Origin of the sequence: uncultured Brachyspira sp., from assembly GCF_944393015.1 — a bacterium.
In the GTDB taxonomy this organism is placed as follows: domain Bacteria; phylum Spirochaetota; class Brachyspiria; order Brachyspirales; family Brachyspiraceae; genus Brachyspira.
In genome coordinates, this window is sequence record NZ_CALXYQ010000064.1 from 1 (window position 1) to 15,389 (window position 15,389).

Below are 15,389 nucleotides of genomic sequence, written 5' to 3' on the forward strand. Positions count from 1 at the left end.
TGGGTCAGTAGTTCAATTGGTAGAGCACCGGTCTCCAAAACCGGGTGTTGCAGGTTCGACTCCTGTCTGACCTGATTCTTTTCTAAATTGTTGTAATATAATTTAAGGTAATATTTATGGCTGATAAAAAGAAAAATAATATAATTGATTCTATCAAAGAGATAAAAAAAGAACTCTTTGAAAGAAGTGTTTGGCCTACTCGTCAAGATGTAATGAATCAGACAGTTGTTGTTATAATATTACTTATTTTAGCATCAGCTTTTTTGGGTGCTGCTGATTATGTAGTAACATTTTTGACAAGGGCATTATTAGACGGTTCTATTTTGGGTAGCTTAATATCTTCTAAAATTACATTAGTTTTGATTGTTGCTGTAGTTGTTTTGTTTGTAATATATTTTGCTATTCGCTATATGAGAAAAAATAGATATAATAGGTGAAAAACATGTCTGAAGAAATATCTGATATAAAAGATTATAAATGGTATATAGTTCATACTCAGCACGGTTATGAAAATAAGGTTCGTGAACGTATAGAGAAAAGAGCTAAAGAAAATGGTATGACTGACTTAATAGTTGATATATATATACCTTCAGAAACAGTAACTTCTACAAAAAATGGTAAAAAAGTATCTAAAGAAGAATTCTTTTATCCTGGCTATGTTTTAGTAAAAATGATAATGAATGATGCTACACAGTCTATGGTTAGAAGAACTCCTGGAGTTGCAGGCTTTATAGGAAGTCATGCTACAACTAAAGAAGAAGGTAATATTATTCCTACTCCTTTAAGCGAATCAGATGTTGCACGTATATTTGAAAATAGAGAAGAAAAATCCAAAACTGGTATCAATGAAATTATTGGAATGGAATTTGATATAGGTGAAAAGGTTCAAGTAATAGACGGACCTTTCAATGGACTTAATGGTATAATAGAAAATATTAATTCTGATAAGGGAAGAGTAACAGTAAAAATTGAGATATTTGGAAGAAGCACTCCTACAGAATTAGAATTTAGTAAAGTAAAAAAGTTATAATTTAATAAGATATTATAAAAATAAATAAATCAAGAGGTAGTAAAAATGGCTAAAAAAGTGGTTGGTATTGTAAAGGTTCGCATACCAGGCGGAGAGGCAACTCCTGCTCCTCCATTAGGACCTGCATTGGGTCAGAAGCAGATACAAATAGCTGCTTTCGTTAAGGATTTTAATGCTAAAACATCTAAAATGAAAGGTCAGCTATTAAATACTTACATAACAGTGTATGAAGATAAAACTTATACATTCGTTACTAAAGGAACATCTACTTCTACATTAATCAAAAAGAAATTGGGCATAGAAAAAGGTTCTGGAGAGCCTAACAAAACTAAAGTTGCTACAATCAATCAAAAGCAGCTTGAAGAAATTGCTCAGGAAAAAATGGCTTATATGTCAGCTAATGATATAGAAGCAGCAAAGAAAATAGTTGCGGGTACTGCTCGTGCTATGGGTATTAAAGTAGAATAATAATTTAAGAAGCATACCATTTATTTAATATAATAAATGGGAGTAAACGTTTGAAAGAAAAGGAAGAAAACAATTATGGCTACAAAAGAGAAAAAAATAGGTGGCAAACGTTACGACGCTATAAGAAAGCAAGTAGAGAAATTAAGACTCTATTCCGTAGATGAAGCTATTGAATTAGCTAAGAAAAACGCTACCTGTAAATTTGATGAAACTATTGAGGTAACAATAAACCTTAATATCTTACCTAAACACTCAATAAGAGACACATTATCATTCCCAAATGCTTTTGGTAAAGAAAAAAGAGTAGTTGTATTTGCACAAGGAGAAAAAGCTGATGAGGCAAAAGCTGCTGGTGCTATGGAAGTTGGTTTTGAAGATTTAATTGATAAAGTTAAAGGCGGATATACAGACTTTGATGTTGCTATCGCTACTCCAGATTTGATGAAAGAAGTAGGTAAATTGGGACAAATTCTTGGAAGAAAAGGACTTATGCCTAACCCAAAAACAGGAACTGTTACTCTTGACATAGCTCAGGCAGTAAAAAGTTTCAAAGCTGGAAGAATGGAATACAGAGCTGATAAAAACGGTATCGTAAGAATGGGTATAGGTAAAGCTTCAATGGATGTAAGCAAATTAAATGAAAATTTCAAAGTATTCTATGATGAAATTTTAAGAAAAAAACCTACAGATTTAAAAGGTGAATATATTAAAGCAGTAGGTGTTACATCTACAATGGGTGTAGGTATAAAAATAGATCATAAAAAAATCAAAATGTAATTAATTTAGCGATAAACTTATTTTGTTTAAGCGAAGTCATATTTTGTGATCCCATTATATGAATAGTATTATCAAAATAGTTTAATATAATAGAGGTGGTATTTATGCCTAATAAGAAAAACATTGAAACAGTATCATTGCTTAAAGAAACTATGGGAGGATGTGCTGGTTTAGTATTCTTCGATTACAGAGGGGTAACAGTAGCACAGCTTACAGAGTTAAGACGTGAATTAGCAAAGACTTCTTCTTCAATGAAAATATGTAAAAACTCTTTAGTTGATATTGCTTTAAAAGAGTTAGGCAGAGAAGTAAAAGATGAGATGTTCATTAATCCTACAGCTGTAGTATTTGCTAAGGAAGATGTTCCTGGTGCAGCTAAAGTTATAAGTGAAGCATCTAAGAAAAATGATAAAATTAAAATCAAAGGCGGCTATATGGGTGAAGATTTGCTAAACCCAGCAGATGTTCAAGTGGTAGCTAATATTCCGCCAAGAGAAGTTTTACTTTCTCATCTTGTTACAGCACTCGAGTCTCCTATATCTGGCTTGGCAAACAGCTTGCAAAGCGTTATATCAGAACTTGCTTATGTGCTTGACAGTGTTGAAGAAGAAAAGAAAAAATCAGCTTAATATGCTGACAAATTATTAATTAAAAAACTATTTTAACAATTTTAAGGAGATAAACAATGGCTTTAAGTAAAGAAGAAATATTACAAGCAATAGAAGAAATGAAAGTTATAGAGCTTCATGAATTAGTAGAAGCTATTAAAGAAAAATTCAATGTAACAGCAGCTATGCCAGTTGCAGCAGTAGCAGCAGCTCCAGCAGGCGGTGCAGCAGCTCCAGCTGAAGAAGAGAAAAATGAATTCGATATCATTCTTACTGGTTTTGATGCAGCTCAAAAAATCGCTCTTATTAAAGAAGTTAGAGCAGTTAGCGGCTTAGGCTTAAAAGAAGCTAAAGATGCTGTTGAAAAAGGCGGAGAAACAATTAAATCAGGCGTTTCTAAAGAAGAAGCTGCAGCTATTAAGAAACAATTAGAAGCAGCTGGTGGTAAAGTTGAAGTTAAATAATTATTTTTGTAAATATATCATTAACAATTAATGATTCGTATATAGGAAGGGTATGATTCTTTGTACCCTTCTTATTAGTGTATTTAATAAATCAATAAAATTAAAAGCGTAAAAGCGGAGATCTTTTAATATGGCCAATAATATTCAGATAGATAATAAAGTATATCCGGAAAGAGGGGTAGAGTTCGCAAAAAAATATAGGATAGAAAACGGACGTGTAAACTTTTCACGAACCGCTTCTGTAATAGAACCTCCCGATCTCCTCGCTATACAAAAAGAATCTTATGAAAGCTTCCTTCAAAAGGATGTACCTGAAAATAAGAGAAAAAATGAAGGATTACAGGAAGTTTTAACTTCTATATTCCCTATAGTAGCTTCTAATGAAAAAATGCAAATAGAATTTATTTCTTACTCTATAGGCGAGCCTAAAATGACAGAAAAAGAGGCTAGAAGAAGAGATAAAACTTATTCTTATCCTTTTAAAATAAAAGTACAATTAACTGTAAGAGACCCTGAAAGAATCATTGAACAGGAAATATTTGTGGGTGATATACCTGCTATGACTGACAGAGGTACATTTATTGTTAATGGTGCTGAACGTGTTATAGTTTCTCAGATTCATAGATCTCCAGGTGTAGTTTTCAACCGCAGCGACAGAGATGCTATGTTCGTAGCTAAGATAATTCCAGACAGAGGTACTTGGCTTGAATTCGAACTTGATACCAAAAAAGATATAATGTATGTAAGAATAGACAGAAAGAAAAAACTTCCTGTTACAGTATTTTTAAGAGCTATTGGTATCACAACTAATGAAGAAATTTTGAAATTATTTTATGAAGTAGATAATATATCATTAGAAAAACTTTCAGATGAAGATGCTAAAGAAGCTTTAATAGGCAGAAGATCTTATTCTACAGTATTTGATACAGAAAACCCTGATGAAATCATATTGAATCCAGGCGAACTTATCAACCCTAACTTGGCTGAAAGACTTTTAATGAGCGGTATTAAAGAAATATCCGTATTAAATATGGAAGCAATAAAAGATAATGTTACCATAATTAATACTTTAGATAAAGATACAACAAAAAACCAAGAAGAAGCATGCACTAAAATCTATAATGTTATAAGACCTGGTGAGCCTGCTTTAATAGAAAACGTTGTAAGAACTTGTAATGACTTAGTATTTGACCCTAAATCCTATGCTTTAGGAGATGTGGGACGTTATAAATTAAATAAAAGATTGAATTTCCCAGAAAGTGAACAGGATAAAGTTTTAAGACATAAAGATATAGTAGAAACTATTCGCTTTTTGATAAAAGTATTCATAAATGAAGAACAATTAGATGATATTGACCATTTAGGAAACAGACGTGTAAGAAGCGTAGGTGAATTATTATCTATACAAATAAAAGCCGGCTTCACTAGAATGGAGCGTATAGCAAAAGAAAGAATGCAAATGCAGGATATGGAGGCTGTAACTCCTCAATCTCTTGTAAGCATTAAACTTATACAGGCTGTAATAAAAGAATTCTTTGGTACAAACCAATTATCTCAGTTCATGGATCAGAACAATCCATTATCAGAGATTACACATAAAAGAAGATTAAATGCCTTAGGTCAGGGCGGTCTTACTAGAGATAGAGCAGGATTCGAAGTAAGAGACGTACACCATACTCACTATGGTAAAATATGTCCTATTGAAACTCCTGAAGGTCCAAACATTGGACTTATAGTTTCACTTGCTACTTATGCTAAAATCAATAAGCATGGATTCTTAGAAACTCCATACAGAAAAGTTATTGACGGAAAAGTAACAGATGAAATAGAGTATTTGACAGCTCATGATGAGGAAAAATTCCATATTGCTGATGCAAATGCTCCTTTAAATGAGGATGGAACTTTCAAAGATAATCTTATTTCAACAAGATTCAGAAGTGAATTCCCGTATTCTTCACCAGATCAGGTACAGTATATGGACGTTTCACCTCAGCAGATTGTATCACTTTCAAGCTCTTTGATACCATTCTTGGAGCATGACGACGCTAACAGAGCTTTGATGGGTTCAAACATGCAACGTCAAAGTGTACCTTTATTGTATCCAGAAGCTCCTATAGTAGGAACAGGTGTAGAGGCTAAGATTTGTCAGCCTGGAACAGGTATAGCAGTTCATGCTAAAAGAGCTGGTAAAGTCATAAAAGTAGTTCATGATGAAATTATAATTAAGCCTACTAAACAAAATAGTGATGATGATTTAGATGTTTATGAATTAGTAAAATATCAAAGAACTAACCAAGATACAAATTATCACCAAAGACCAGTAGTTAATGTTGGTGATGTTGTTAAGGCTGGCGGACTTTTAGCTGACGGCCCTGCAACAGATCATGGTGAATTAGCTTTAGGAAGAAACGTTCTTGCTGCTTTCATGATTTTTGAAGGTTATAACTTCGAGGACGCTATTCTTTTAAGCAGAAGATTAGTTCAGGAAGATGTATTTACTTCTATACATATAGAAGAGTTTTCGGTTGAAGCTCGTGAAACAAAATTAGATAAAGAAAATATTACTAGAGATATACCTAATGTGTCAGATGCTGCTTTCAAAAACTTAGATGAAAGAGGTATTGTAAGAATAGGTGCTAAAGTAAAAGCAGGAGATATATTAGTTGGTAAAGTAACTCCAAAAGGAGAAACAGAAATAACTCCTGAATACAGACTTCTTCACTCAATATTCGGTGAGAAGGCTAGAGATGTAAAAGATACTTCTTTAAGAGTACCACATGGTAAGGATGGTACTGTTATAGATGTTAGAGTATATAGCAGAGAAAACGGCGATGAATTAAAGCCTGGTGTAGAGGAAGTTGTAAAAGTATTCCTTGCTAAGAAGCGTATAATACAGGAAGGCGACAAAATGGCAGGACGTCACGGTAACAAAGGGGTTGTTGCTAGAATCATGCCTATAGAGGATATGCCATTCTTAGAAGATGGTACTCCTGTAGATATATGTCTTAACCCATTAGGTGTACCTTCTCGTATGAACATTGGTCAGGTTATTGAGATGTTGCTTGGTTGGTCTGGCCATAAAATGGGACTTAAATATGCTTGTCCAGTATTTGAAGGTCCTAAAGAGGAGGCTTTAAGAGAAGCATTCGTTACAAGCGGTATGAATCCTAATGGTAAAGTTAGACTTTATGACGGAAGAACAGGAGAACCTTTCAAAAATGATGTAGCTGTAGGATATATGTATATGCTTAAGCTTAATCACTTGGTTGAAGATAAAGTACATGCTAGAAGTACAGGTCCTTACTCACTTGTTACTCAGCAGCCTTTGGGAGGTAAATCTCAATTCGGAGGTCAGAGATTAGGAGAGATGGAAGTTTGGGCATTAGAGGGTTATGGAGCTGCTAATATGCTTCAAGAGTTCTTAACTGTTAAATCAGATGATATGACAGGACGTGCTAGAATATATGAATCCATTGTTAAAGGTGATGTTATATCCTCTCCGGGTATACCAGAAAGCTTTAACGTATTAGTTCAAGAGCTTAGAGGTTTGGGTCTTAATATTACTATTCATGATGAAGAAGGCAATCAGCTTCCTTCTACTGAAAAAGAGCTTAGACAAAAAACTAAGAAACAAACCAAGATTTTTAAATAATTAGGAGAAGTTTAAGTATATGCAATTTTCAAACTTTGACCAAATAAAAATTAGTATAGCAAGCCCACAGGTTATGAGAGAATGGAGTTATGGTGAGGTTAAAAAACCTGAAACTATCAACTACAGAACTTTAAGACCTGAAAGAGACGGACTTTTTTGTGAGAAGATATTCGGAACTACTAAAGAATATGAATGTTATTGCGGTAAATTCAAAAGTATTCGTTATAAGGGCGTAGTTTGTGATAAATGCGGTGTTGAAGTTACTCATTTCAAAGTTAGAAGAGAGAGAATGGGACATATAGAATTAGCTGCTCCTGTTGCTCATATTTGGTACTATAGAAACACTCCTTCAAGAATAGGGCTTCTTTTAAATATGAATATAGCTCATTTAAGAAGCGTACTTTATTTTGAAAGATATGTTGTTATAGATCCAGGTGATAGCAGTTATTCTAAAGGCGATCTTTTAACTGAAGATGAATATAATGAAGCTTTAGATAGATATGGTGATAATATAAGAATAGGTATAGGTGCTGAAGGCATAAGAGATATGCTTAAAGACCTTGATATAGATGAAGAAATCAGAAAACTCAGAGAGGAAATGATTAAAAAACGTGAAAAGAGTGATAGACGTTTAAGAAAGCGTCTTGAAATCTTTGAAGATTTTAAAGCAAGCGGTAATGATCCTACTTGGATGATACTCGATGTAGTTCCTGTAATTCCTCCAGATTTAAGACCTATGGTTCAGCTTGACGGCGGACGTTTTGCTACTTCAGACTTGAATGATCTTTACAGAAGAGTTATAAACAGAAATATTCGTTTAAGAAGATTATTAGTTTTAAGAGCTCCTGATATTATCATCAGAAATGAAAAGAGAATGTTGCAGGAAGCTGTTGATGCTTTATTTGATAACAGCAGAAGAAAGAAAGTTGTTAAAGGTCCTGGAAACAGACCTTTAAAATCTCTTTCAGATATGCTTAAAGGTAAGCAAGGACGTTTCAGACAGAACCTTTTAGGTAAACGTGTTGACTATTCAGGACGTTCGGTTATTGTTGCTGGTCCTAGACTTAAAATGCATCAATGCGGACTTCCTAAAAAAATGGCTGTAGAGTTATTCAAGCCTTTCATAATGAAAAAATTAGTTGAAATTAATTCAGCTCATAATATAAAATCTGCTAAGAGATTCGTAGAAGAGGGCAGAGAAGAAGTTTGGGGAGTATTAGAAGATATTGTTAAAGAGCATCCGGTTCTATTAAACAGAGCACCGACTCTTCACAGACTTGGTATTCAGGCATTTGAACCTGTACTTGTTGAAGGAAAAGCAATTCAGCTTCACCCATTAGTTTGTCACGCTTATAACGCTGACTTTGACGGTGACCAGATGGCTGTACATACTCCGCTTTCTGCTGAGGCTCAGATTGAGGCTTGGACTTTAATGCTTGCTCCTCATAATATATTAAACCCTGCTAATGGTGAACCTATTGTTAACCCTACTCAGGATATAGTACTTGGTATCAGCTATCTTACTAAATTAAGAACAGGCAGTAAAGGTGAAGGAAAGATGTTCTCATCTCCTAAAGATGCTTTACTTGCTTATGATAATAATTTGGTAGAGCTTGAATCAAGAATTAAAGTTTTAATGAAAAATAAAGACGGAGAGGAAGAATTTATTGAAACTTCTGTGGGAAGATTAAAATTCAATGAAGTTATTCCTGAAGATTTTAGATATCAAAACAGAGATTTTAACAGTAAAGATTTAGCTAAGTTTATTCATGAAGTATATTTGAAACATGGTACAGCAGTAACAGTTAATATGCTTGACGATATTAAAGAACTTGGTTATCAAAGTGCTACAGTATTCGGTTCTACTATTTCTATTGCTGATATACTTATTCCTCCAATGAAAAAACATGAAATAGAGGAAGCTACTAAACAGGTAGAGTTCATTGAAAATCAGTATATGAACGGTATTATTACTACTGGTGAGAAGAAACAGAAAGTTATGGACCTTTGGACTACTGTTGAAGGTAGAATAACTGAAGCTATGATGGATAACTTAAGACAGGATCAGGACGGATTTAACCCTGTATACATAATGGCTGATTCTGGTGCGAGAGGTTCTAAACAGCAGATAAGACAGCTTGCTAGTATGAGAGGTTTGATGGCTAAGCCTTCCGGTGAAATTATCGAACTTCCTATTATTTCTAACTTTAAAGAAGGTCTTACTGTACAGGAATACTTTATTTCTACTCACGGTGCTAGAAAAGGTCTTGCCGATACTGCCTTAAAAACTTCAAGTGCTGGTTATCTTACTAGAAAATTAGTTGACGTTGCAATAGGGGTTGTTGTTTCAGAGCATGACTGCGGTACTGTTAAAGGTATTGCTATAGAAGCCATAAAAAACGGAGATGAAATCAAAAAATCTCTTAAAGAGCGTGTTGTTGGTTTCTTTACAAGTGAGCATATATATCATCCTGTTACTAAAGAGCTTATATGTTCAGCTAATACTGAAATTACAGAAGAAATAGGTGATTTAATAGAGAAATCTGGTATAGAAAAAATCAGCATTAGACATCCTCTTACTTGTGAAAGCAGAATGGGTGTATGTCAGAAATGTTATGGAAGAAGCTTATCTACTAATAATTTAGCTTCTATAGGTGAGGCTGTTGGAGTAGTTGCTGCTCAAAGTATTGGTCAGCCTGGTACTCAGCTTACAATGAGAACTTTCCACATCGGCGGTGTTGCTACTCAGATGGTAGAAGAAAACGAAATTAAAGTTAACTATCCTATATATATAGAACAATTCTCTAACTATGTTGTTCAGCCTAATGGTGTTAAAATCACAGCTAGAAAAGGTGATTTAATTATCAGAAGAGTTTTAGAGAAATGGGAAAAATCTACATTAAAAGATATTTTAACTGAACAGAATACTAAAGTTCTTATAGGTGATGTTATAGCTACTCTTAAAGACGGTACAGAAATTAAAGCTACACATAATGGTACTTTCAAAATCACTGATGATGATAAATATATAATGATTACAGGTGATAAACACACAATAGTAATTAAAGTTGGAAGTGAGTATAAAGTTGATGAACATGTATTCATAGAACCTAATACTGTTATAGCTAGCTTTGATACATATAACGAGCCTATCATCTCAGAAAAAGCTGGTATAGTAAGATGGCAGGACATCATTCCTGGAAGAACATTGGTTGAATCTATAGACGATCAAACAGGAAACGTAACTAATATTATTCAAGAGTTTAAAGATGCTAGTATGCAGCCTAAAATCTTGATTACAGGTGAAGGCGATCCTTTTGAAACTGACATACCTAATGGTGCTCAGCTTTTAGTTGAAAACAACCAAAGAGTTGAAATAGGAGAGGTTATTGCTAAAACTACTCGTATACAGCAGAAAAGTAGAGACATTACTGGGGGTCTTCCAAGAGTACAGGAATTGCTTGAAGCTCAGAAACCTAAAGATACTGCTATCATTGCTGGTATTGACGGCGAGGTTGAAATAGGCGGTTCTCATAAGGGTAAAAAAGTAGTTAAAATCAGAAACGAATTTGATGAAACTAAACACTTAGTACCTCATGGTAAAATGCTTCTTGTTAGAAACGGCGACCAAGTAAAAACAGGTACTCAGTTATGTGCTGGTAAAATAAACCCTCATGATATATTGGAAACTCAAGGAGATTTGGCTTTACAAACTTACTTGCTTGAAGAAATTCAGACAGTATACAATCAGCAGGGTGTAGGTATTAACGATAAGCACTTCGCTCTTATCATAAGACAGATGCTTAGAAGACTTGAAATTACTGATCCGGGCGATACTAAATATATTGTTGGTCAGTATGTTGATAAATATGAGTTTGAAGAAGAAAACAGACGTTATGAAGAGGCCGGCGGTTCTCCTGCAAGCGGTAAGCCTGTACTTTTAGGCTTAACTAAAGCTGCTCTTAATACTGAAAGCTTTATATCTTCTGCTTCATTCCAAGAAACTACTAAAGTATTAACTAATGCTGCTATTAAAGGAAAGGTTGATAAATTGCTTGGATTAAAAGAAAATGTTATTATAGGACACTTAATACCTGCCGGTACTGGTGTTAAATTGTATAACAAGCTTCATGTCTACAACAAGCAAAGCGGAGACTTGGATAAGAAAGATAATATAGATAATAGTGCTAAAGAAGAAGAGGTTATGCAAATAACTGTATAAATAAATCATTTCAATAAAGGAGGTTTTCATAAGTATTTATGGAAACCTCTTTAATTATATTGATTATCAATTTCTAATTTAAAAAGTCTTAATAATGAATAATTCAAAAATCTAAATAATAAAGTGTAATAAAAAATGATAAGTAAAATTAATAAAATGCCTTTGGCTCTCACTGGTTTAGCACTTGGTGTAGGAGGTATATTTAATGCTTGGACTATATTCACAGGTATTAAATATTTTGCATATATAGGTGCTTTAATCTCATCTATCTTAATATTAACCATTATAACTAAAATATTTTCATCATTCGGAGCTTTTCTTAATGATTTAGAACATCCTGTTGCAGGAAGCACTATTCCTACTCTTGATATGGCTGTTATGGTAATATCATCTTCAGTAGTTCAATTTGTAAAACCGCTTGGTGTTGCTATGTGGTTTACGGCGATTGCAGTTCATGTGATATTTGCTTTTACTTTTTTAGCTCATAGAATCAATTTAAAAGATTTGCATCATATACTTCCTAGCTGGTTTGTTCCTCCTGTGGGAATAGTTGTAGCTGCTGTTACTGGTACTAATATGGGATTTCCTCAAGTATCTCAAGTAATAGTTTATATAGGCACAGTTCTATATATTATATTATTTCCATTTATATTTTATAGGATAATTTTTCATGATCCTTTGGCTGATGACAGATTTCCGGCATTTGCTGTAATGGGAGCACCTGCTAATCTTTGTTTATGCGGTTATTTAAGTGCTTTTACTGATTATAATACAGCTTTGCTTAATTTTCTTTTGGCATTGGGATTATTTACTACATTTAAAGTTTATTTATCTCTTATAAGGGCTTTTAGAATTAAGTTTATACCTTTGTTTGCAGCTTATACTTTCCCTCTAGCTGTTGGTGCTCAAGCCTTGCTAAAATATGCTAATTATTCAAAGAGTATTAATGGCGAATATGCTCATATATGGAGTGCTATAGCTATATTTGAGCTTATAATAGCAAGTATGATGATTATTTATGTATTTATCAATATGATGTTCTTTGTTCATAATAATGTTATAAAAGAAAAGAAATAATATTTTGATAATTAATAAATATATTTATATTAATAGAGTAATATAAATATATTTTTATTTTATACTTAAACGACTATATTTTGTAAGAAATTATTTTTGAAAAAATATAATTGTTTAGGTATATATTATTAAAAATTGTAATATTTTCTATTTAGCTTTAATTACATACCCCGCCCTTTATTCTTTTTTATTTTTATTTTGGAATTCTAATTTTTATTATCTTTATAGTTTAATCAGAAATTACAGCACCCGCCCAAGTTTTTATTAAATTAAAAATGCATTCAACGCACGGTGAGCTAAACTTCATATATTGAAAAATTTGATATTCAAAATCAATTTATATTTTTAATTTTGTTCAGCGTGCGGTGATGATATTATAAATTTAAATAATGCTAGGGTGGGCTTTATAATTACAGTAAAAGCTAAAAATAAAAATATTGTAAAAATGACAAATTAAAATCATAAATCAAAAAGGGTGGGCAAGTGAAAGTAAAATTTACTTTCACTTTTTATAAATTAAATACTATTAAAATCTTACTTTTACAGAATTGGCATGTGCTTCTAAACTTTCATGCTCTGCAAAATTGATTATATTATCTTTTACTTTGCTCAAAGCATCTTTAGTATAATAAGTTATATAAGATTTCTTTATAAAATCATCTACTGATAATGGAGAAGCAAATTTAGCTGTTCCGCTTGTAGGTATTACATGATTAGCACCTGATAAATAATCTCCTAAAGCTTCTGGTGTATAATCTCCTAAGAATATAGATCCTGCATTTTTTATTTTGCTTAATACAGAGAAAGGCTCTTTTATGCTGATCTCTAAATGTTCAGGTGCTATTTCATTGCTTATATATAATGCTTCATCTATTGTATCTGTTATTATTATTCTGCCGTTATTTTCTATAGATCCCATTGCTATATCTTTACGGCTTAATTTTTCTAATTGTTTGTATAATTCTTCTTTTGTTTTTTCAGCTATTTCTTTAGATGTTGTTACTAATATGCTTGAAGCTAATTTATCATGTTCAGCCTGTGCAAGCATATCAGAAGCTATATGTATATGATTTGCTGTTTCATCTGCTATTATTAATACTTCGCTAGGACCTGCCACCATATCAATAGAAACCTCTCCGAATACTAATCTTTTAGCCATAGCAACATATATATTTCCAGGTCCTACTATTTTATATACTTTTGGTATAGACTCTGTGCCGTAACTTAAAGCTGCTATTGCCTGAGCACCGCCTGTTTTGAATACTCTGTTTACTCCTGCTATTTTTGCTGCTGCTAATATATTATCATTTATTTTTCCTTCTTTATTTGGAGGAGATACCAATATTATTTCATTGACTCCGGCTACTTTTGCAGGTATTACATTCATAAGTACAGTAGATGGATAAACTGCTGTGCCTCCCGGAATATAAACTCCGACCTTTTCTATTGGATTTATAATCTGTCCCATTACTATGCCGTCTTCTTCATTTGTTATATAACTATTTCTTAATTGTTTTTTATGGAACTTTTCTATATTGTTATAAGCTAGATTTAATGTTTCTTTAAACTTATCATCAACTCTGTTATATGCTTCTTCTATTTCTTTTTCTGTTACTTCTAAAGTTTCTATTTCTGCATTATCAAACATCTTAGAATATTTTTTTAATGCACTATCTCCATTTTGTTTTACATCTTCTAATATAGCTTTCACTTTTTCATTAACATCATCATGACTGAATTGACTTCTTAATAATATATCATCTAATGATTTGCATTCTTTATAATTAATTACTTTTATCATAAAACTTCCTTATAAAACTTCTTCTATATTTTTTACTATAGTTTTTATTAAATCATTTTTAAACTTATAGCTTACTTTATTAACTATTAATCTTGCACTTATATAATCAATAATTTCTTTTATAACTGTGAGATTATTTTCTCTTAAAGTACTTCCTGTTTCTACTATATCAACAATCACATCAGAAAGATTAAGTATAGGAGCTAACTCAATAGAACCATTTAATTTTATTATTTCAACATCTCTATTAATAGAGTTAAAATAATTTTTTGATATATTAACGTACTTTGTAGCAACTCTTAATCTTCTTTCAATATCTTCTTTATATCCATTTACAGAAGCCATACAAACTCTGCATTTTCCGAATTTCAAATCAAGAAACTCATATACATCATGATTATTTTCAAGAAGTATATCCTTTCCAACAATACCTATATCAGCAACACCTTTCTCAACATATATTCCAACATCAGAAGGCTTTACTATTAGGTATCTCACATTTTTATCTTTATTTTCAAATACTAATTTTCTATTATCTTCTAATAGTTCTTTATTTTCATAACCTATTTTTTCAAATAGAGTATATACTTTATTTACTAATCTTCCTTTTGGTAATGCTATATTAATCATAATCTGTATTCTTTAATATATTTTAAATTTTAGAAAATATTATAATATTAATAAGACATTTTTTCAAATAGTAATATTTAAAAAGTTTCAAATATTTGTTTTATAGTATAAAAAATAAATAATGTGAAATAAAGTATTAATATATTGTTTATAAAATTGTATACTGTATAAAAAAATTTGTATATATAACTTTTATTAGTAGATTATAACGAATAATGTGTAAAAAATACTTAATAAAAATAATATTTATTGATATTTTCTTGACAATAGTAACATGATTTATATACTTTAAATTAGGAGGGCATTATATGTCAAATAAAAAAACTAAAAAATTACAAAATTCTACTGTTATGTTAACCGAACATAAATTAGATGATGGAACAGTTGTAAAACTTAATCCAACAGTTACAAGAATTATATTATGCGAGAATGATAAACGCTAATTGATAATTAATAATTATTAATAAAAATTGTTTTATATATCCTAAATCTAGATATTTGTAATTTTTATGAATTAATTAAAGCATCATTTTCAAATATGTATTTCTCTCTGTAATTATAATCTGTATTATAATCATCGCTGTATATATCAGTTCTTACTTTCTTATTTTCTTTTATTAAACTTTGTACTTTGCTTAGTAAAATTTTTTATATTATTGC

Annotated in this window: 12 protein-coding genes and 1 tRNA gene; 11 read left to right on the forward strand and 2 right to left on the reverse strand. The window is 31.7% G+C overall.

Annotation, left to right across the window (positions count from 1 at the left end):
- Position 1: 1 nt before the first annotated feature.
- From Q0K19_RS13845 to Q0K19_RS13890, 10 genes are all read left to right on the forward strand, one after another.
- A tRNA-Trp gene (locus Q0K19_RS13845) sits at positions 2–74 on the forward strand.
- Between the two features lie 42 nt (positions 75–116).
- Complete coding sequence (gene secE / locus Q0K19_RS13850; RefSeq protein ID WP_297248964.1) at positions 117–437, forward strand: preprotein translocase subunit SecE; 321 nt, start codon at positions 117–119, stop codon at positions 435–437.
- Positions 438–442: 5 nt separating this feature from the next.
- Entirely contained in the window at positions 443–1,030 is a 588-nt protein-coding gene (nusG, locus tag Q0K19_RS13855) for a transcription termination/antitermination protein NusG (RefSeq protein WP_014488770.1), read from the forward strand.
- A 45-nt stretch (positions 1,031–1,075) separates the two neighbouring features.
- On the forward strand, positions 1,076–1,498 hold the full coding sequence (gene rplK, locus Q0K19_RS13860) for a 50S ribosomal protein L11 (RefSeq protein ID WP_012671806.1): 423 nt from the start codon (positions 1,076–1,078) through the stop codon (positions 1,496–1,498).
- Positions 1,499–1,573: 75 nt separating this feature from the next.
- Positions 1,574–2,275, forward strand: a complete 702-nt coding sequence (rplA, locus tag Q0K19_RS13865; RefSeq protein ID WP_297248968.1) for a 50S ribosomal protein L1 — start codon at positions 1,574–1,576, stop codon at positions 2,273–2,275.
- A gap of 104 nt (positions 2,276–2,379) precedes the next feature.
- On the forward strand, positions 2,380–2,904 hold the full coding sequence (rplJ, locus tag Q0K19_RS13870) for a 50S ribosomal protein L10 (protein WP_297248970.1): 525 nt from the start codon (positions 2,380–2,382) through the stop codon (positions 2,902–2,904).
- 56 nt (positions 2,905–2,960) lie between these two features.
- The gene (gene rplL / locus Q0K19_RS13875) at positions 2,961–3,347 is read left to right on the forward strand and encodes a 50S ribosomal protein L7/L12 (RefSeq protein WP_008728857.1); all 387 of its coding nucleotides are present in this window, start codon (positions 2,961–2,963) and stop codon (positions 3,345–3,347) included.
- 130 nt (positions 3,348–3,477) lie between these two features.
- The gene (gene rpoB / locus Q0K19_RS13880; protein ID WP_297248977.1) at positions 3,478–6,999 is read left to right on the forward strand and encodes a DNA-directed RNA polymerase subunit beta; all 3,522 of its coding nucleotides are present in this window, start codon (positions 3,478–3,480) and stop codon (positions 6,997–6,999) included.
- 19 nt (positions 7,000–7,018) lie between these two features.
- Positions 7,019–11,221, forward strand: coding sequence for a DNA-directed RNA polymerase subunit beta' (rpoC, locus tag Q0K19_RS13885; RefSeq protein ID WP_297248978.1), 4,203 nt, complete (start codon positions 7,019–7,021; stop codon positions 11,219–11,221).
- Positions 11,222–11,356: 135 nt separating this feature from the next.
- Positions 11,357–12,298, forward strand: coding sequence for a TDT family transporter (locus Q0K19_RS13890; protein ID WP_297248980.1), 942 nt, complete (start codon positions 11,357–11,359; stop codon positions 12,296–12,298).
- A gap of 526 nt (positions 12,299–12,824) precedes the next feature.
- Here the strand turns inward: Q0K19_RS13890 and hisD are convergent.
- A complete protein-coding gene (gene hisD / locus Q0K19_RS13895) occupies positions 12,825–14,099 on the reverse strand; it encodes a histidinol dehydrogenase (protein WP_297248982.1) in 1,275 nt (424 codons plus the stop codon).
- A gap of 9 nt (positions 14,100–14,108) precedes the next feature.
- On the reverse strand, positions 14,109–14,729 hold the full coding sequence (hisG, locus tag Q0K19_RS13900) for an ATP phosphoribosyltransferase (RefSeq protein WP_297248984.1): 621 nt from the start codon (positions 14,727–14,729) through the stop codon (positions 14,109–14,111).
- A gap of 308 nt (positions 14,730–15,037) precedes the next feature.
- Here hisG and Q0K19_RS13905 point away from each other — a divergent pair, with 308 nt between their 5' ends.
- Positions 15,038–15,172, forward strand: a complete 135-nt coding sequence (locus Q0K19_RS13905) for a hypothetical protein (protein WP_297248986.1) — start codon at positions 15,038–15,040, stop codon at positions 15,170–15,172.
- Positions 15,173–15,389 lie beyond the last annotated feature (217 nt).